This window comes from Planococcus sp. MSAK28401, assembly GCF_018283455.1.
GTDB lineage: Bacteria > Bacillota > Bacilli > Bacillales_A > Planococcaceae > Planococcus > Planococcus alpniumensis.
On sequence record NZ_JAAMTH010000001.1, the window covers coordinates 2,904,984 to 2,921,750 of the forward strand.

Annotated in this window: 19 protein-coding genes; 6 read left to right on the forward strand and 13 right to left on the reverse strand. The window is 49.7% G+C overall.

From position 1 onward, the window contains the following. Positions 1-23: 23 nt before the first annotated feature. The 6 genes from G3255_RS14675 to G3255_RS14700 all read right to left on the reverse strand — a co-directional run bounded on the left by G3255_RS14675 (position 24) and on the right by G3255_RS14700 (position 4,049). Complete coding sequence (locus tag G3255_RS14675; RefSeq protein WP_211655935.1) at positions 24-626, reverse strand: alpha/beta hydrolase; 603 nt, start codon at positions 624-626, stop codon at positions 24-26. A gap of 121 nt (positions 627-747) precedes the next feature. Then, positions 748-1,617: an Hsp33 family molecular chaperone HslO gene (gene hslO, locus G3255_RS14680; protein WP_211655150.1), complete on the reverse strand. Its 870-nt coding sequence runs from the start codon at positions 1,615-1,617 to the stop codon at positions 748-750. A 40-nt stretch (positions 1,618-1,657) separates the two neighbouring features. Beyond that, on the reverse strand, positions 1,658-1,867 hold the full coding sequence (locus G3255_RS14685) for a DUF896 domain-containing protein (RefSeq protein ID WP_211655151.1): 210 nt from the start codon (positions 1,865-1,867) through the stop codon (positions 1,658-1,660). Between the two features lie 149 nt (positions 1,868-2,016). After that, a complete protein-coding gene (locus G3255_RS14690; protein WP_211655152.1) occupies positions 2,017-2,463 on the reverse strand; it encodes a GNAT family N-acetyltransferase in 447 nt (148 codons plus the stop codon). Next, on the reverse strand, positions 2,463-3,344 hold the full coding sequence (locus G3255_RS14695; RefSeq protein ID WP_211655153.1) for a patatin-like phospholipase family protein: 882 nt from the start codon (positions 3,342-3,344) through the stop codon (positions 2,463-2,465). The genes G3255_RS14690 and G3255_RS14695 overlap by 1 nt, the downstream gene beginning before the upstream one ends. Before the next feature lie 27 nt (positions 3,345-3,371). Then, positions 3,372-4,049 (reverse strand): SOS response-associated peptidase, encoded by a 678-nt coding sequence (locus G3255_RS14700; RefSeq protein ID WP_211655154.1) that lies wholly within the window; start codon positions 4,047-4,049, stop codon positions 3,372-3,374. Positions 4,050-4,212: 163 nt separating this feature from the next. On the opposite strand from G3255_RS14700, the gene G3255_RS14705 reads away from it, so the two are divergent. Both G3255_RS14705 and G3255_RS14710 read left to right on the forward strand, forming a co-directional pair. Further along, positions 4,213-4,644, forward strand: a complete 432-nt coding sequence (locus G3255_RS14705; RefSeq protein WP_058382819.1) for a hypothetical protein — start codon at positions 4,213-4,215, stop codon at positions 4,642-4,644. A gap of 119 nt (positions 4,645-4,763) precedes the next feature. Beyond that, entirely contained in the window at positions 4,764-5,960 is a 1,197-nt protein-coding gene (locus G3255_RS14710) for an MFS transporter (protein WP_211655937.1), read from the forward strand. 15 nt (positions 5,961-5,975) lie between these two features. Here the strand turns inward: G3255_RS14710 and G3255_RS14715 are convergent, their stop codons facing one another. The 3 genes from G3255_RS14715 to G3255_RS14725 all read right to left on the reverse strand — a co-directional run bounded on the left by G3255_RS14715 (position 5,976) and on the right by G3255_RS14725 (position 8,589). Next, positions 5,976-7,619, reverse strand: coding sequence for an SLC13 family permease (locus G3255_RS14715; protein WP_211655155.1), 1,644 nt, complete (start codon positions 7,617-7,619; stop codon positions 5,976-5,978). A 242-nt stretch (positions 7,620-7,861) separates the two neighbouring features. Then, entirely contained in the window at positions 7,862-8,050 is a 189-nt protein-coding gene (locus tag G3255_RS14720; protein WP_211655156.1) for a hypothetical protein, read from the reverse strand. A gap of 62 nt (positions 8,051-8,112) precedes the next feature. Then, positions 8,113-8,589, reverse strand: coding sequence for a metal-dependent hydrolase (locus G3255_RS14725; RefSeq protein ID WP_211655157.1), 477 nt, complete (start codon positions 8,587-8,589; stop codon positions 8,113-8,115). 103 nt (positions 8,590-8,692) lie between these two features. On the opposite strand from G3255_RS14725, the gene G3255_RS14730 reads away from it, so the two are divergent. From G3255_RS14730 to G3255_RS14745, 4 genes are all read left to right on the forward strand, one after another. After that, positions 8,693-9,322: a YfbR-like 5'-deoxynucleotidase gene (locus G3255_RS14730; protein WP_211655158.1), complete on the forward strand. Its 630-nt coding sequence runs from the start codon at positions 8,693-8,695 to the stop codon at positions 9,320-9,322. Between the two features lie 84 nt (positions 9,323-9,406). Next, a complete protein-coding gene (locus G3255_RS14735) occupies positions 9,407-10,723 on the forward strand; it encodes a hemolysin family protein (RefSeq protein ID WP_249222138.1) in 1,317 nt (438 codons plus the stop codon). Between the two features lie 115 nt (positions 10,724-10,838). Continuing rightward, positions 10,839-11,198 (forward strand): YolD-like family protein, encoded by a 360-nt coding sequence (locus tag G3255_RS14740; protein WP_211655159.1) that lies wholly within the window; start codon positions 10,839-10,841, stop codon positions 11,196-11,198. 108 nt (positions 11,199-11,306) lie between these two features. Next, a complete protein-coding gene (locus tag G3255_RS14745; protein WP_211655160.1) occupies positions 11,307-12,197 on the forward strand; it encodes a YihY/virulence factor BrkB family protein in 891 nt (296 codons plus the stop codon). A 58-nt stretch (positions 12,198-12,255) separates the two neighbouring features. Here G3255_RS14745 and G3255_RS14750 read toward each other — a convergent pair whose 3' ends face one another. The 4 genes from G3255_RS14750 to rbsB all read right to left on the reverse strand — a co-directional run bounded on the left by G3255_RS14750 (position 12,256) and on the right by rbsB (position 16,761). Beyond that, the gene (locus tag G3255_RS14750) at positions 12,256-13,209 is read right to left on the reverse strand and encodes a dipeptidase (RefSeq protein ID WP_211655161.1); all 954 of its coding nucleotides are present in this window, start codon (positions 13,207-13,209) and stop codon (positions 12,256-12,258) included. Continuing rightward, on the reverse strand, positions 13,210-13,932 hold the full coding sequence (locus G3255_RS14755; RefSeq protein ID WP_211655162.1) for a gamma-glutamyl-gamma-aminobutyrate hydrolase family protein: 723 nt from the start codon (positions 13,930-13,932) through the stop codon (positions 13,210-13,212). A 179-nt stretch (positions 13,933-14,111) separates the two neighbouring features. Further along, complete coding sequence (gene dacB / locus G3255_RS14760; protein WP_211655163.1) at positions 14,112-15,611, reverse strand: D-alanyl-D-alanine carboxypeptidase/D-alanyl-D-alanine endopeptidase; 1,500 nt, start codon at positions 15,609-15,611, stop codon at positions 14,112-14,114. A gap of 226 nt (positions 15,612-15,837) precedes the next feature. Next, positions 15,838-16,761 carry a ribose ABC transporter substrate-binding protein RbsB gene (gene rbsB, locus G3255_RS14765; RefSeq protein ID WP_211655164.1) on the reverse strand — a complete coding sequence of 308 codons (924 nt, stop codon included), beginning with the start codon at positions 16,759-16,761 and terminating at the stop codon, positions 15,838-15,840. Positions 16,762-16,767: the final 6 nt, after the last annotated feature.

Below are 16,767 nucleotides of genomic sequence, written 5' to 3' on the forward strand. Positions count from 1 at the left end.
CTCCATAGTCGGAGGAGCTTTGTTCATCCTTTTTCATACCAAGCTTTCGCTGCAACCAATTCATCCATCGTCAACTGGTGGCCTTGGTTTTCCCAATGCAGATCGACTTTAGCGCCGGCTCCGCTTAGCAGCTTTTCAAGATCTTCCGATTCCTCTTTCGGGCAGATTGGGTCGTTGGTGCCGGCAGCGATGAAGACGCGCGTCCCTTCCAGATTCGGCAATTCCTTATTGCGGTCCGGTACCATTGGGTGGTGCAAGATCGCCGCTTTCAAAGAATCTTTGTACGAGAACAACAGGTTCGCGGCAATATTTGCGCCATTCGAATAGCCAAGCGCGATGACGTTATTGCGGTCAAAGCCGTATTCATCAGCTGCCTGGCCGATGAATGCATGCAGCTCTTCTGTCCGTTCACGCAAATCTTCCATGTCGAAGACGCCTTCAGATAAACGTTTGAAAAACCGCGGCATGCCGTTTTCCGACACATTCCCGCGAACACTCAGCACGCCCGCTTCCGGATCGATGTGCCCTGCTGCTGGCAATAAGTCCGTTTCTGTTCCACCTGTTCCGTGCAATAGCAGGAATGTTGGCTTGGATGCATCCGCTGGTGGGTTGTAAATATGTTTCATCATGTAAAAACCTCCTATTTATAATATCTTTAATTCGAGATAATAACATCATATCATATTGAACTTTAGCTTCCAAATCAAAAAGCCTGCGGAATATTCCACAGGCTTTGCATAAAGTGAATTAAGACAACATGTCCTGCAATTCGTCTTTCGTGAACACATAGGTTTCGTTGCAGAAATGGCATTGTGCTTCCGCTTGGCCTTCTGTCACGATAATGTCTTCAATTTCCGCAGACCCAAGGCCCTGAATCGCATTATGGATGCGTTCCCGCGAGCATTGGCATTGGAAATTCACAGGCATCGTATCAAGCGCTTTGACGTTTTCTTTGCCTAATACTTCGTCCAAGATATCTTCAGGCGTCAAACCTGCACGCACCATATTTGAGATCGTCGGGATTTCAGTCAGCCGCTGTTCAAGCTGGCTGATCACCTTTTCATCAGTCCCCGGCATCAATTGGATCATGAACCCGCCCGAAGCCAGGATAGTATTGTCGGGATTGACGATAACGCCGACGCCGACAGAGGAAGGCGTCTGTTCAGAAGTCACGATATAATGGGTGAAATCATCCCCAAGTTCACCCGAGATGATCGGCACTTGGCCGACATACGGATGCTGCAAACCGATGTCTTTGGAGACAGTCAGTGTCCCTTCTGTCCCGACTGCCCGGCGGACGTCGAGTTTGCCTTGCTCGTTCAAGTCAAAATGGGTTTGCGGGTTGGAAACATAGCCACGTACTTCGCCTTTTGCGTTGGCATCAACAAGGATGGTGCCGAGCGGGCCGCCACCATTGATTTTGATCGTCAATTTTTCTTCGCCTTTCAGCATCGCGCCGAGCATGACGCTTGCTGTCATGGAACGGCCAAGTGCTGCGGACGCTGTGGGCCATGTGTAATGGCGGCGCTGCGCCTCGTTCACCGTTTCTGTCGTGCGCGTTGCGAAGGCACGGATTTGGCCGTCGTAGGCCAAGGCTTTCACTAAATAATCGTTCATCTATTTTCTTCCTCTCTGAAATCGTTTGGGTTTACTCTTTTTATTTTAAGTCTTTGACTTTGCTTGGCGTGACATCTGCGCCGAGTGGGTCAATTACCGTCATATTCGTTACAGTTGTCTCGACTTGTCCACGGATTTCCTGGAGATATTCGCGGCGGAGCACTTGCTGCTCCCGGATTTCCGCGTAGCTCAATCCGTAGCTGCGCTCTTTTTGTGCCAATTCGTTAATGCGCGGCAAGATCTTAATCATCTGAATCGCACTCCTTTCTGTGCGGACAGGGACATATCCACTTCCTACATTTTATATTATCTCGAATTAAAAATAAATAAATGTGCCTGCATCTCCCAAAAGCACAAAAAGCCGCCAACAGTCCTCAGGAGAACTGTGGCGGCCGAAGCTCAAACAACCAGGCGGAACTGGGTGCATGTAACACCTGGCGCAACTTCGAAGGTTTCGTCTTCACGAAAGCCGAACGATTCATATAATTTACGTGCCGGGACATTTGCTGTGCCGGTACTGACAATGAACTCCGCTGCATTCTTTTGCTTGAGGAGATGGTCCACCAAGCTGCGGGCGATCCCTTGCCGAAACTGGAGCGGGTCTACCACGAGCCGGTAAATATCGATAACGCCATCTTCTTCTTTATAGGAGATGAATCCTTTCAGATAGTCGTCCTGATAGCCAAGAAAGGTCTCTCCGCTTTGCTGGATTTCGTTGATCGTCTCGGATATATGGGGGATATCATGAAACCCCATCAGTTCCGCTTCGATCCGGTAAGCGGGACGCTGGATCGACTGGATGTCGCGTGCAATTCTCTCATCTGTCTGGTCTATTTCAGTAATCATCACAAGCTCCTTTCCAACCCTAAGGCATGTTGTGCATGGATAAATTTTTTCGCGCGGGGCACGACCAGTTCTGCATCCCGGTAGCCTTGGACATACAAAGCCGCAAGTCGCTCCTGGTCCCGCTCGATGCCGCGCAGCCTGTGCAAATTGCGGGGGCGTACGATAATGGCCTCATCTTGTGCTTCGAGCGCCTCTATGTGCTCCAGCGATTCGTTATAGATGCGCTGCCGTTCCTCTAGCGCCCGCGCAAGGCCCGGATACTGCCGTGCAAATGCCGGAGCGAGACGCATAAGGGGCGTCTGGCGCTTCCGGTAGCTCTTTTCACGCGTCATCACAATGATCGGTTTGGTCACGCCATCCAACAAAGCTCGTTTGATCGGCAGCGGATCGGCCAGGCTTCCATCCATGAGCAGTCGCCCGTTGTATTCCACAGGGCGCGACATGAACGGCAGCGAACTAGATGCCCGCACGACTGTGAGCAAATCTTCCGGGGGCAGCGGCTTGCGGTAGTAGATTGCTTCTCCGCTCATGCAATCCGTGGTTCCGACAACGAATTCTTCCGCAGCTGCACCGAATCCACCGTAGTCAAACGGCACGAGGCGGTTCGGGATGTCATCGAAAATCAAGTTCATGCCGAACAGTTCCCGTTTTTTCAGAAAATTTTTCATTGAGATATAGTCAGGATGCGTGACATAATCGATCATCACCGTCCGGTTCCTGCCGCTTTGCCGGGAAAGATACGATACAGCGTTGCAAGCCCCGGCGGATACACCGATCACATAATCCGTAAACAGGCCCTCTTCCATAAACTTCTGCAGCACGCCAGCCGTATAGACGCCCCGCATGCCTCCGCCTTCCAAGATCAATCCGCTTTTCACCATGACCCTCCCCTTTGCATGAAAGTGTGATCATCCGATTTTCCGGGTCAATTCCTGTCCTTTGTTTTTCGGGGAATTGACCGCGCCAGATACTTCGTACGCTTCCAACTCTGCCGCATTGTAAGGCTTGAGGAGTTTCTGCAATAGCTCGGGATCCTGGATATTCGGATCCAGCCAAGCCTTCTCATCGCCCTTTGATAAAATCACCGGCATGCGGTCATGGATATCCGCCATCACCGCATTCGGTTGAGTCGTCAAAATCGTGCAGCTATGGATCAATTCCCCTTCTGGCGATTCCCACGACTCCCATAGCCCTGCAAATGCGAACAATTCATCGTCCTCCAAATGGATAAGCATCGGCGTTTTGCCATCCTGGCCTTTTTTCCATTCGTAAAATGCATTCGCCGGTATCAAGCAACGCTTTTTCTTGAAGGCGCTTCGAAAACTTGGTTTTTCTGCCGCCGTCTCTGCCCGGGCATTGATCATCTTGTAGCCGATTTTCTGATCTTTTGCCCATGACGGGATGAGCCCCCAACGAAATGTCCCGAGCCGATTGCGTTTGCCGTCATTGATGACCGCAGCGATCTGCTGGGAGGGCGCCACATTGTAATTCTCTTCGTAGGAAGCCCGGTCGAGCGCGGCTTCTTCTATCTCAAAACGCTCGAGCAAGGCTTCGTAATCTGCATATAACGCAAATCTTCCGCACACTGAAATCCTCTCCTTTTCTAAGTGGATTGGTTTAACTCCAATATAACAGATTTTTCAAACTTCTCTAGCAATCTGCTGTGCATTCCTTTAGGTATGCCGTTTCTGCGTACAATCCAAAAGAATGTTATAATGGAGAGACTATAAGGAAATGAGGAGGAATTGCATGGCTACTGCGCGCGAAATGAATTTGGTCAATAAGGATCTTTTGGTTGAGGAATTGGGCCTCAAGCAATTCGGCAACTCGAATGTTTTTTACAATGAGGACTTTTTTGTCCTTTCTCCGTCTGTGCAACGTTACGAAAAAGGCTTTGATGTAAGTGAATACAATCTCTCGAAATATGACCCCGAGAAACACCAAGGGTTTGTTATTGTGCGTTATATGGATACGTTCCTGATGGCTAAACTTGAAAGCTTCACCGATAAGATGATGCCTCCTGAACTGCAATTGAAGAAAAAGAACGTGAAGCCTCATTGGAAGTTTACGGTTGTCGAAAACCCGGCCTATCATCTCGTGAATACCCAAAACAAGGAATTGCGCTATCGCCTGCAAGAACCTACTCGCAAACAAATTCTTGCGTATTTCAATAAGCTTTAACGCCCAGCCCGCATTTTTCATGCGGGCTTTTTTACACCCTTTTTGCCGCTCCCACTTATTTGCCAATGAGTGATAGAATGGATGGCAGAAGCTTTGACGAAACGGAAGTGATTGTCTTCATGGAAAAACGCACATACACGGTACGCGACCGTGAATTCTGGAAAATTATTGCGAGCCTGCTGTTGGCTTCGTTATTTATTTTTGCCAATATCTATGCCGTCCAGCCTTTGCTGCCGGTATTCGTCTCGGATTTCGGAGTGTCGGTTTCAACTTCCAGCCTGTCGCTTTCCCTGACCATCATCGGATTGATTGCCGGACTGGTCATTCTCGGGTTCTTCTCTGACCGCAACGGGCGGCGCGCCTATATCATCTGGTCGCTGCTCGGCTCTGCCATCCCGTTTTTCATCCTGCCGTTTGTCGAATCGTTTACTGTGTTTCTCGCGCTGCGCTTGATCCAGGGCTTTGCGCTTGCCGGGGTTCCGGCTGCAGCGCTCGCCTATATCAGCGAAGAAATCGACCGAAAAAACATTGCCTATGCTACAGCTTTATACATATCGAGCAATGCACTCGGCGGCATGCTCGGGCGCGTCTTGACCGGATTTCTCACGGATGCGTTTTCCTGGCAATTGACGTTTTTCGCATTCGGCGCGACTGGCATCGCCTTGTTTATTGCCGTCTTTTTGCTATTGCCCCCTTCGCATCATTTTGAACCGAGCGAGCTGAGCTTTTCAAAAGATATCGAAGGTTTCCTATTCCATTTAAGAAATCCGGCACTGCTCGTTGTGTTCGGCCTCGGCGCGATTCTCCAAATCGCTTTCACCGGCGTCTGGACCTATTTGCCGTTTCACCTTGAAGCACCGCCATTCTCCATGTCGCTGCAGGCGATTTCCTATCTGTTCTTCGCCTACGGCATCGGGGTCATTGGCTCACCGCTTGCCGGGCGGGCTGCTGAAGCATTCGGCTTGAGGCGAGTGCGCATCATCGGCGTGTTCATTTTTTCCACCGGCGTGTTGATGACGCTCGGCCCTGAACTATGGATGGTGGCAGTCGGCTTATGTGTGACTTGCCTCGGGTTTTTCACGGCCCATTCACTGACCGCCGCTTCTGTCGGCCAGCAAGCCACGCATCATAAAGGCAGCGCATCAAGCTTGTATCTCGTATCGTATTATATCGGCGTGGCCGCTGGAAGTTCATTGCTCAGCCCGATCTGGACCCGCTTCGGATGGACCGTGCTGATCCTTCTTTGCGCAGTGATGCCTGCGTTTTATGTATTAATCGTTACTTGGTACAGAAAAAGAGCCGCCTCGATTGCATGAGGCGGCTCTTTTATTTTATTCCAGGAACTGTGCCGGGGTGCTCAATAAATCGATGCCCCAGACGAGCGGCAGGAAGTAGTAGACGGCCAGACCGACAAAGACAATCCCGAAGACGTTGAGGATGAATCCGGCACGGGCCATATCGATGATTTTCAAATAACCTGAACCGAAGACGACGGCATTTGGCGGTGTTGCCACCGGCAGCATGAATGCGCAGGATGCTGTCACGGCCGCCGTCACCATCAGTGCATACGGATGGATGCCAAGTGCCACTGCCAACGAAGCCATGATCGGGAACATCATCGAAGCCGTGGCGGTATTGGACGTAATTTCTGTCAGGAACAGTACGAATGCCGCAACGACAAGAACGATAATCAAGACATTGATTCCTTGCAGGCCGATCAACTGGCCGCCTACCCATTCGGAAAGGCCAGATTGGGTGAAACCTGCGGCGATTGCCAAGCCCCCGCCGAAGAGCAGCAGGATGCCCCATGGCAATTTAACGGCTGTTGCCCAGTCCAGCAAATTGTCGCCTCTGCGGTTTTTCGAGGGAATAGCGAACAAGATCAATGCTGCAATCAACCCGACCATCGCATCATTCAGTCCGGGCAAAAATTCCACTAGCAGGAACGAGCGGGTAATCCATGAAAATGCTGCTAGCAGGAAGATCGCGAAAACGATTTTTTCCTCGTAGGAAGCTTTGCCGAGCGCCGTCTTTTGTTCTTTAATGACGGCGCTGCCTCCCGGCAATTCCTTCAGTTTTAATGGGAAGGCAATCTTAATTAAATAGAACCAAGCCACAAAGATGAAAATCCACGCTACCGGCACGCCGAACAGCATCCACTCAGCAAAAGTGATTTCAATCCCATAGATTTCATTGACCGCGCCGGCAAGCAATGTATTTGGCGGCGTCCCGATTAAAGTCGCGATCCCGCCAAGTGATGCGGAATAGGCGATGCCGAGCATGAGCGCTTTGCCAAACCCAAAATTTTCCTGGGAAGTATCGATTGAGTCGTCATGTTTCAGCGCTTCCGACACCTGGTAAATGATAGCCAGCCCGATCGGTACCATCATCATGGCGGTAGCGGTGTTGGAAATCCACATCGACAGGAACCCAGTCGCCACCATGAACCCGAGAATGATCCGCTCGGTATTCGTGCCGATCAATGAAATGATGGTCAAAGCAATGCGTTTATGCAGATTCCATTTTTCCATCGTCAAGGCGATCATGAAGCCGCCCATGAACAGGAAAATCGTGTCGTTTCCATAAGCGGAAGTAGTCGCCCCCACATCCAATCCCCCCGTTAAAGGAAACAAGACAATCGGCAAAAGCGAAGTGGCGGGAATTGGAATCGCCTCGGTGATCCACCACGTCGCAATCCATATAGTACTCGCCAAAATCGCCTTCGCTTCCGGCGTCAAGCCTTCCGGGTTCACGAACAGCATCGTTAAGACGAACAGTAAAGGGCCGAGGATCAGCCCCACCAATTGCGGCTTATTATAACTTTTCTTTTTGAAGCGCTCATCGTATGTACCTGCATCTTCTGCACGGTCGCGGTCATCCGGCTGCAAAGCTGAGCCGGGCTTGGCGAAAAAGCGCAGCATGTCTTTCGCTTGATCGTGCTTCGCCCACATCCAGTTCCATGTCGTTGAAATCATTTTATCCCTCCATTTTTCAAATAATGAAAATTGTTTAATTATTCCACTTGCTTAAGTGTAGCCGTTTTCATTTTGCTGGACAAGGGCTGTGAAACGCTCTTTGCACAGAGATTTCACATTTCTTCATAGCGAGTTTATTTTCTATAGTTTCCTTAGCAACTAGAGGCTGCTCGGATAAAGCTTGAAGCCATAAAAAAGAAGCTGCCGATCAGTTCCGGCAGCTTCTCTATAGGCAGATTCAATCACTTGCTTTCCGATTCGCCGATCGGATTCCGTTCATCGCCGACGCCGGTATTGCTGTGGGCGCCTTCTTTTCTCATTTTCTCGCCATCTTCCTGCGACTCACGGTCGATTCCTTCAAACTCTTCACGTTTTCTTCGGTTATTATCCCTTGTCGGGTTGGCATCTTTGGAAAATTCGTCTCTAGGCATTATAGTTCCTCCTCTTGGACTGCTTTTTCCTCCTATTCCCTAAGGACACTGCTTGAAACGTATTACGAGAAGTTGAACAGACCATAGCCGAAATAAACCGACAGGACTGACAAGGCAGCGAACACCAGATATTCTGTGAAGCTTCCGGTTGATGTGGTAATCGGCAAGCGCACCGTTACGCGCAGGGGAAACAATAGTTTTACGCCTCTTTTCGTTGCCATGTCCAGTATGATGTGGCTGATCATTCCGACAAGAATGCCCATTGCCAAGGCTTCATTCGGCAACACTGACTGAAACAGGACAGTCATGAGCACCAAAAACAGCAGGCTGTGGGTGAAAGTCCGATGGCCAAACAATGTACTGATCAGCTTCGATAAAATCGGGAAGCTTCGGCCAATCTTACTCGACCCGTGGCAAATATCCGGTATCAACGCTCCGGCCACACCGCCGATCAATAAGATGGCGGGCTCGTAATGGGAAACTTGCGCAAATGCCAGACTGGCTGCAATGCCGCCCGTGATGTGTGTTTTTCCTGTCATAGCTGATTGCGCTCCTTTTCTTTTTGAATCACTCTTTAATTTCTATTATAACGTTTTTCGGGTATGCTGAAGACATCGAAATCAGCAAAAGGAGTCGTTTTTTATGGGAATTCACCGTTTTTTCACCTCATTAAATGATTTGGAGCGGATCATCCGGGCACCGGGCAGGTTCAAATTTGAAGAGCATAATGTTGCCGCACATTCCTGGAAAGTCAGCCAGTATGCGATGTTCTTCGCTACAATCGAAGAGCGCGAAGGCCGTCCTGTCGATTGGAAATCCCTCTATGAACGGACCATCAACCATGATTTTGCGGAAGTATTTATCGGGGACATCAAAACCCCGGTGAAATACGCATCCCCCGAACTCAAGGAAATCCTGGCGAAAGTCGAAGAAGGGATGATGGAGAAATTCATCTTAAAAGAAATTCCAGAAGAATTTCAGGAAGTGTTTTTCGACCGCATGAAAGAAGGAAAAGACGAGTCGCTCGAAGGCAGGCTGTTGGAGTTTGCCGATAAACTCGATCAATTCTACGAAGCGTTCGCGGAGCTGAAGCGCGGAAATACCGATAAGGAATTTCTGAAAATGTACCGGATTGCACTCAGCAAGATCCTCGATCTTCCACTCACTGCCAGCGTCGATTATTTCCGCGATGTCATCCTTGACGATATCATGATAGAGGATACGGCAATTGATATCCGCAAAATCACCAAGCGCGTGCTTGAAGCCCATTAATGGATTTTCTGGGCATCCCTCGCTGACTTGTGATAAATTAGAACAAACTACCTCGGAGGTGAATCCCTTATTTAAGGGAATTTATTGGACCCCATACTTTTACTGAATTTAGCTCTTCTCGTTTTACTCATTGCATTAACCGCATTTTTTGTCGGCACGGAATTTGCTGTCGTCAAAGTCCGCATGTCGCGCATCGAACAACTGATCGAGGAAGGCAATAAGCAAGCCGTCATTGTCAAAAAAGTCGTTGGCGACTTGGACTATTATTTGTCCGCTTGCCAGCTTGGCATCACGGTGACCGCCCTTGGCCTCGGATGGCTCGGGGAACCAACTGTTGAGCGCCTTCTCCATCCTCTATTCGACTGGCTGGGCGTGCCTTCAGCCGTGTCGACGATCGTCTCGTTCGCCTTTGCTTTTGCGCTGGTGACATTTTTGCACGTCGTCATCGGGGAATTGGCGCCGAAATCGCTGGCACTTCAGTTTGCGGAACGGATGACTTTGTCATTGGCCCCTGCGCTTTATATCTTCGGGAAAATCATGTATCCGTTCATTTTCGTCTTGAACGGCTCTGCCCGTTTGCTGCTTCGCATGTTCGGTGTGGAACCTGCAGGCGAGCAGCAAGCCCATTCAGAAGAAGAACTGAAGATTATCATGGCGCAAAGTTTCCAGAGCGGTGAAATCAACCAGACGGAGCTTTCCTATATGCAGAATATCTTTGCATTCGACGAGCGCAGCGCCAAAGATGTCATGATCCCGCGCACACAAATGGTCGCTTTTCCAGACGATTTGTCCACTGAGGAATTGCTCGCTGAACTTCGGGAGCACCGCTTTACGCGCTACCCGATTGCACGCGACGGCGACAAAGATGACCTGATCGGTTTCATCAATGCCAAAGAAGTGCTGACCTATTATGCAATCAACAGCAATGTCCAAATGACGGAACTCATCCATAACCTTCCGTATTTCCACGAGACGACGCCTCTGCAGATGGCGCTCGTGAAAATGCAGAAAGACCGCACCCACATTGCCCTTGTCATCGATGAATACGGCGGCACATCCGGCCTGATCACGATGGAAGATATCCTCGAAGAAATCGTTGGGGAGATCCGGGATGAGTTTGATGAAGAAGAAGAAGCTGAAATCGTGAAAGAAAGCGATACCCGCTACATAGTGAATGGCCGCGTCCTGTTGAAAGATTTGGAAGAGCGATTTAGCCTGAAATTTGCAGATAGCGACGAAATCGATACGATAGCCGGATGGATGCAGCATCAGCTCATCGAAGCCGAAGCCGGAGATTCTTTTGAAAAAGGCGGCTACCACTGGGAAATCATCGCCATGGAAAATCACCATATCCTCAAAATCGCTTTTGAGAAACTCGAAGAGCCGGAAATCAACGCGTAAACAGGGCTGCCCCCAGGCAGTCCTGTTTTTTTAGAAAAGAAGTAATTGACCATTCATCATTATTTCTTTACGATAAGAACAAATGTTCTTATTTTTTTAGAAAGGAGTGGTGGAAATGAAAAAGAATCAGCATTTGACGGTAAAAGGGGACGTATTGGACAGGGGGCAATTGAAATGGGGAGCGCTGATGCTGCCGGAACATGTCCGGATGCTGCGGGAATGGCGGGCCGATGAGCCTTCTCTCCATAAACCCCATCTCGATGAAGAAGAACTCGGATTATTGCAGGAGGAAATCGGCATAGCCCACCAGCGGCAATGTATGGCGGAACTGCGTTATTGGGACGGCGGGCTGGCAGTCGTGTCCGGAACCATCATGTCAGTCGACTTGTCCACCCAAACCGTGGAGGTGTTATCCGGAACTACAGCTGCACGCATCGATTTTGACGATCTTCTCGGCATTCGCACAATCGATTAACACGGCTTTTAAAGGCGCAAAAGCGGATAATTTCCTTTTTCAAGGTTTTTTCTTGGCGGCATCGGGCATATACTTAATAACTTTATAAAAAAATGGAGGTACAAAGTTATGAGCAAAGTGACGTCTTATGCCAAAGAACTTGGCCAAGAATTCAAGAAAGACAATGCGACGACACTTGCGGCAGCGCAGGCCTATTATTACCTATTAGCAATCGTTCCTTTATTAATTTTGCTATTGGCCATTCTGCCGTATTTGCAGCTTGACCCACAACGGGTAGTCGATTTTATTGGCAGCATCCTACCGGGCGAAGTCGCAGCTACGTTTGAAGAAAATATCATCAGCGTCGTGACTACACCATCCGGCGGTCTACTGACTTTCGGTATCCTCGGTACGCTTTGGTCAGCATCCAATGCTATGACCGCGTTTATAGACGCGACGAATCAAGCATACGATGTGGAGGAAACCCGCTCATTTTTCAAGAAAAAAGGGATGGCCATCATTTTGACGATTTTCATGCTAGTTGCTGTTATCGTCGCGCTTGTCCTACCGATTTTTGGCGGCGCCATCATCAATACGATCACCGAGTTCCTGAATTTGCCTCAACAAACAGAAATTATTTTCCAAGTACTTCGTTGGGTCATTTCCATCGCGGTTATGAGCCTTGTCTTGGCCATGTTGTACAAATTTGCACCGAATAAGCAATTTCCTTTCAAGGAGGTTATTGTAGGTGCTTTGATTGCCACGATTCTTTGGCAGCTTGTTTCTCTTGGATTCTCTTTCTATGTTTCAAACTTCGGCAACTTTTCGGCTACTTACGGGAGCCTCGGCGGTTTGATCATTTTGATTCTTTGGTTCTTCCTGACAGGTTTAATCCTCGTAGTCGGAGCTGAAATCAACGCTATCTTGCACCGCCATAGACATGCCAAGAGTGATACGGAAGAAAGCAAATTGCAAATGGCCGAATCTGGTAATACAGAGTCTTCAATGAATAAGTATTAATGCCAAAAGCCATCCGCTGTTTGACAAGCGGATGGCTTTTTCATGCGGTCTTGCCGCTTTACCCGATACCCGGACGATGCGCAAGGAAATTTCGGAACGCAAACCCTTCTACCTGAGTTTCCGAATAGCGTTTTTGCAAAGCTTCGATTAAGTTCGGGTACACCGAAGCATTTTCGAGCCTTGTGACATGATCGGAGATACCGTCAAAATCAGATCCGAGTCCAATATGGTGTTCTCCACCGAGTGCACAAAGATGATCGATATGGCGCAGCAAATCGTCAATCGTCGCCCGGCGGCTTCCGGAATTGATGAATTCTGGACAGAATACGACATCGATCAAGCCGTTGCGCGAGAACAGCGCCTCGATTTGCCCGTCGTCCAGATTGCGCGGATGATCGCATAACTTTCTTGCATTGGAATGGCTTGCGATTGGGTAATCCGCGAGTTCCATCACTTCCCAGAATCCTGCGAGCGATAAATGGGACACGTCCGTGAAAACATGATGGTCATTATTCAGCTGCACCACTTGCTTGCCGAGCAGCGTCAAGCCGCCTCCTCTAGGCTCTCCGACACCATCCGCGCAAAGATTGGCGAAATTCCATGTCAGTCCGAGCGACAGCACGCCTAGCCTATAGAGATGCCGCAATTTCGCAAGGTCGTTTCCGAAAGGGTCCGCCCCTTCAAGTGCAAGCACCGCCCCGATTTCACCCGGGCCCAGCGTATCGATATCTTCCCACCGACGGATGTGTTTCATGAGTGGCTGCCCGAGCACTTCGCTGTAGAACAAATCGACCTGCTCGAGGCAATGCTGCCATTTTTCATTGTCCGGCAGTTCCGGATGCACGAACACTGCGAAAAATTGAACTTTCACACCGCCTCGCTGCAGGCGCAGAAAATTGGTGTCGAGTTCTTCCGCATCGAGAAAGCGCAACTGCTTTCCCCGAAACAATTCGTTGCGCTTCGCTACCTGAAGCTTCAGCAGCGCGTCGCAATGTGTATCGATGATCTGCACTCACTCATCCCCTTCTTCTCTACACGCGCTGACAAAGCCTTCAAAGATGCGCAAAGACGCTGCGTCCCCTGCACGCGCCATGTTTTCCGGATGCCATTGCAGCCCAAGCGCGAAACCATGCTCTTTGCTTTCAATCGCTTCTATGACCCCGTCGCTCGCAATGCCCGACACGAGATAATGCTCCGACACTCGGCGATTCGACTGGTGATGGCGGCTATTGACCTTGAGCTTCAAAGAATCTGTCAGCCGGTGCAAGAGCGAACCTTCCGCTACCTCAACAAAATGCGAGCCATGCTCTTTCGGTGCACGCTGCTGATGTTGCAGCAAGTTACCGGCCAGCTGAGACGGCGTATCCTGATACATGTCCCCTCCGGCTGCGATATTCAAAATCTGGGCGCCTCGGCAAATCGCCAGCACCGGTTTGTTTTTCTCCATCACTTTCTCCAGCAGCTCCAGCTCGAAGCGGTCACGTGAAGGAATGATGACGCCAAGACCCGGATGCGGCTCTTCGCCGAACAATATCGGGTCAATATCCCAGCCGCCCGCAAGGAACAATCCGTCGATGTGCTCGGCGAGTTCTTCCAGTTCCGCCTGCCCTTCAATATGCGGAAGCATGATCGGCAATCCCCCCGCCCGGACAATCGCTTCTGTGTCCGCGAGCTCTACATTGTATTCATCTTTCCCCAATTCCTTTGACGCAGTAATGCCGATGATCGGTCTCATTTCCATCACTCCTAAGTTGTTTGAATACTTGATATATTCACCATACAGAAGTTTTTTCAGGATGGAAAGAACAATCCAATCTTTCCCATCAAAAAGAAACAGCCTGCGAAAGACGCGAAGCCTTCCGCCGCTGTTTCTGTCAAAACTGATTTTCTATCGCCCTTCGAAGCTCTTGCCCATCACTCAGCTTGATATTTAGCAATCGCTTCGGCAATCGCGTTTTCGATCGGCGTGACATTCGCCAGGTCATTGTTCAGGATGATCGCGAAGACCAGCCGTTCGCCGTCTTGTGTCGTCGCATAGCCTGCCAGAGAAGAAACCGAGGATAAGCTGCCGGTTTTCGCCTGGACGTTGCCTTCTGCGGCTGTGTCTTTCATGCGGTTGCGCAAGGTTCCGCCGACAAGGCGTTCAGAAGCTCCTGCGACCGGTAAGGACTCAAGGAACGTATCGAACCATGGCTCGTCCTGCGCTCCGGCCAATAACTGCGAAATCTCATTTGCAGGAATCAAATTGACGTGGGACATTCCGGAAGCATCGCGCAGATGGATGGTGTCGACATTGACGCCAAGCTTGTCAGCGGTTTCCTCCATCACTTCGAGCCCCGCTTCCCAGCTGCCTTCCCCGTTCACTACGCGGCCCATTTGTTTCGCCAACGCTTCGCCGTGCCCGTTATTGCTCAGTTTCATGAACGGGATCGATAGTTCCGCGAGCGTCATCGATTGATGCTCTAGCAACATGCGGCTATCCGACGGCGTAACACCCATCCCCGTTTGCGAGTTTCCAATCAACTCAACACCTTCCTTATCCAGTGCCTTTTCGAACAAGCTGAGCGCGTATCCGGATGGTTCATCGACTGCGATCCATTCACGCGTCCGGCTTCCCTGTTCCGGGATATTGCCTTCCACGATGATTTCATTCGTGCCGTGGTCTCTCGTGATGCTTAGCGTTTTCGGTTCGCCAGCTGCCACCGTTTGGGCGGTATTGGTGATCGTCACATAATCCGTCTCGGGCGACAAACTTACCCGCACTTCATCTCCCGCCGCCTCTCCGGCGTTCGCTTCCACGATGATCGACCCAGCGTCATAATCTTTATTCGGTGAGGCGGTCAATGCGGATACTTGGGCTCCGACATAATACACTTCATTTTTCCATGTCATGTCTTCAGACAAGCGTTCATCGTCGAACCAGCTATCGTCGCCGACCAAGTCGCCTTTCACTTTATGTATTCCTTGGACTTTCAATTCTTTTGCAAAGCGCTCGAAATCCTCCTCGAGCAATGTCGGGTCGCCTTTGCCTTTCAAGTAAAGATTGCCTTGCAGCACTTTGCCTTTCAGTTCCCCATCGGTATGCAGTTCTGTCGAGAATCGATGATCTTCTCCTAAAGTTTCAAGTGCTGCCGCCAAGGTGAACAGCTTCATATTGGATGCCGGTTTCAGTCGGATGTCGCCAAAGTGATCGTATATTTTTTCCCCACTGTCCGCTTTTCGGATACTGACGCCTGCTAGCGCGCCGTCCAAACTTTCGTCTTGCAGAATATCATTCACTTGCGCAGTTAAGGTTGCATATTCACTGTCTGCCCCTGCCATCTTCCCGTCACTTCCCATCTTCAATGGGGATGCCACGAGAGCCCCTGCCAGCACGAGCAATCCCGCGGCTCTCCATCGATTCAATTTCGCCATTTTGCTTCCTCCTCCAAGTGGTTTACAAAAAATGTACCACAAAGAAAGTAAGAATTTTCTGATACCTGAATAATCAGAACTAATGGCTTACTACTATTTTATATTAATAGTAAAAAAATCCAAATAAAATCTCTCTATTGGCTTGAATTCTTTTTCGCTAAGTTCTTTCAGCCTAGTTGCATTAAAAAACCGCACCGGCAAGAATGCCGATGCGGTTTCTTCTTCCTTATTGCTCGATCAATTCCAATTCTACAGGAATCGATGCTTCCACTTCTTCGCCATCCAAGTGCTGGATAGCCGTTTCGACAGCCATTTCACCGATCATTTCCGGTTTTTGGGCAATCGTTCCGGCAAGACGGCCTTCTTCTACTGCTGCGACTGCATCGTTTGTGGCATCAAATCCGACAACTGTGACATCTTTGCCAGAAGCTTCAATTGCTTCAAGTGCACCGAGCGCCATTTCGTCATTGTGCGCAAACACTCCGGTTACATCAGGGTTTGCTTGCAGGATATTTTCCATGACCGACAAACCTTCTGCACGGTTGAAATTTGCTGTTTGTTTAGCAACGACATCCAAGCTGTCCGCTGCAATATTATTGAAGCCTTCTCCGCGTTCACGCGCTGCAGAAGATCCTGGAACTCCTTCCAATTCAGCTACTTTCGCGCCATCGCCTACCAATGACAATAAATGTTCAGCAGCCATTTCGCCGCCGGCTACGTTATCCGAAGCAATGTGGGAAACGACTTCTCCGCCTTCCGCGCTGCGGTCTACAGTAATGACCGGGATGTCTGCATTATTAGCAGAAGTCACTGCTGAAGCGACTGCCTCAGAATCGACAGGGTTGATTAGAATCACGTCCACGCCTTGCTGGATCAAATCCTCTACATCACTTGCCTGCTTCGATGCGTCGTCTTGTGCATCAACTACAGAAAGAGTTGCGCCAAGTTCAGAAGCTTTAGCTTCTGCCCCTTCACTCAATGTCACGAAGAACGGGTTGTTCAATGTCGAAATCGAGAAACCGATTGTGTAATCGCCGCTCGCTTCTTCGCCGCCTGTTGTTTCTTCTGAATCTGAACCTGGTGCTTCCATGGAACATGCGGCCAAAACCATCATTGCCAAAAGGACGAACATTAATAGCATTTTCTTCATTTCTAC

What these genes read in the sequence shown, in the direction of transcription:
- G3255_RS14710 (WP_211655937.1), top strand. Translation starts at nt 4,764, where the DNA reads ATGGAAAAACGCACATACACGGTACGCGACCGTGAATTCTGGAAAATT.
- G3255_RS14740 (WP_211655159.1), top strand. Translation starts at nt 10,839, where the DNA reads ATGAAAAAGAATCAGCATTTGACGGTAAAAGGGGACGTATTGGACAGG.
- rbsB (WP_211655164.1), bottom strand. Translation starts at nt 16,761, where the DNA reads ATGAAGAAAATGCTATTAATGTTCGTCCTTTTGGCAATGATGGTTTTG.
- dacB (WP_211655163.1), bottom strand. Translation starts at nt 15,611, where the DNA reads ATGGCGAAATTGAATCGATGGAGAGCCGCGGGATTGCTCGTGCTGGCA.
- G3255_RS14730 (WP_211655158.1), top strand. Translation starts at nt 8,693, where the DNA reads ATGGGAATTCACCGTTTTTTCACCTCATTAAATGATTTGGAGCGGATC.
- G3255_RS14720 (WP_211655156.1), bottom strand. Translation starts at nt 8,050, where the DNA reads ATGCCTAGAGACGAATTTTCCAAAGATGCCAACCCGACAAGGGATAAT.
- G3255_RS14685 (WP_211655151.1), bottom strand. Translation starts at nt 1,867, where the DNA reads ATGATTAAGATCTTGCCGCGCATTAACGAATTGGCACAAAAAGAGCGC.
- G3255_RS14745 (WP_211655160.1), top strand. Translation starts at nt 11,307, where the DNA reads ATGAGCAAAGTGACGTCTTATGCCAAAGAACTTGGCCAAGAATTCAAG.
- G3255_RS14725 (WP_211655157.1), bottom strand. Translation starts at nt 8,589, where the DNA reads ATGACAGGAAAAACACACATCACGGGCGGCATTGCAGCCAGTCTGGCA.
- G3255_RS14695 (WP_211655153.1), bottom strand. Translation starts at nt 3,344, where the DNA reads ATGGTGAAAAGCGGATTGATCTTGGAAGGCGGAGGCATGCGGGGCGTC.
- G3255_RS14755 (WP_211655162.1), bottom strand. Translation starts at nt 13,932, where the DNA reads ATGAGACCGATCATCGGCATTACTGCGTCAAAGGAATTGGGGAAAGAT.
- G3255_RS14715 (WP_211655155.1), bottom strand. Translation starts at nt 7,619, where the DNA reads ATGATTTCAACGACATGGAACTGGATGTGGGCGAAGCACGATCAAGCG.
- G3255_RS14690 (WP_211655152.1), bottom strand. Translation starts at nt 2,463, where the DNA reads ATGATTACTGAAATAGACCAGACAGATGAGAGAATTGCACGCGACATC.
- G3255_RS14675 (WP_211655935.1), bottom strand. Translation starts at nt 626, where the DNA reads ATGAAACATATTTACAACCCACCAGCGGATGCATCCAAGCCAACATTC.
- hslO (WP_211655150.1), bottom strand. Translation starts at nt 1,617, where the DNA reads ATGAACGATTATTTAGTGAAAGCCTTGGCCTACGACGGCCAAATCCGT.
- G3255_RS14705 (WP_058382819.1), top strand. Translation starts at nt 4,213, where the DNA reads ATGGCTACTGCGCGCGAAATGAATTTGGTCAATAAGGATCTTTTGGTT.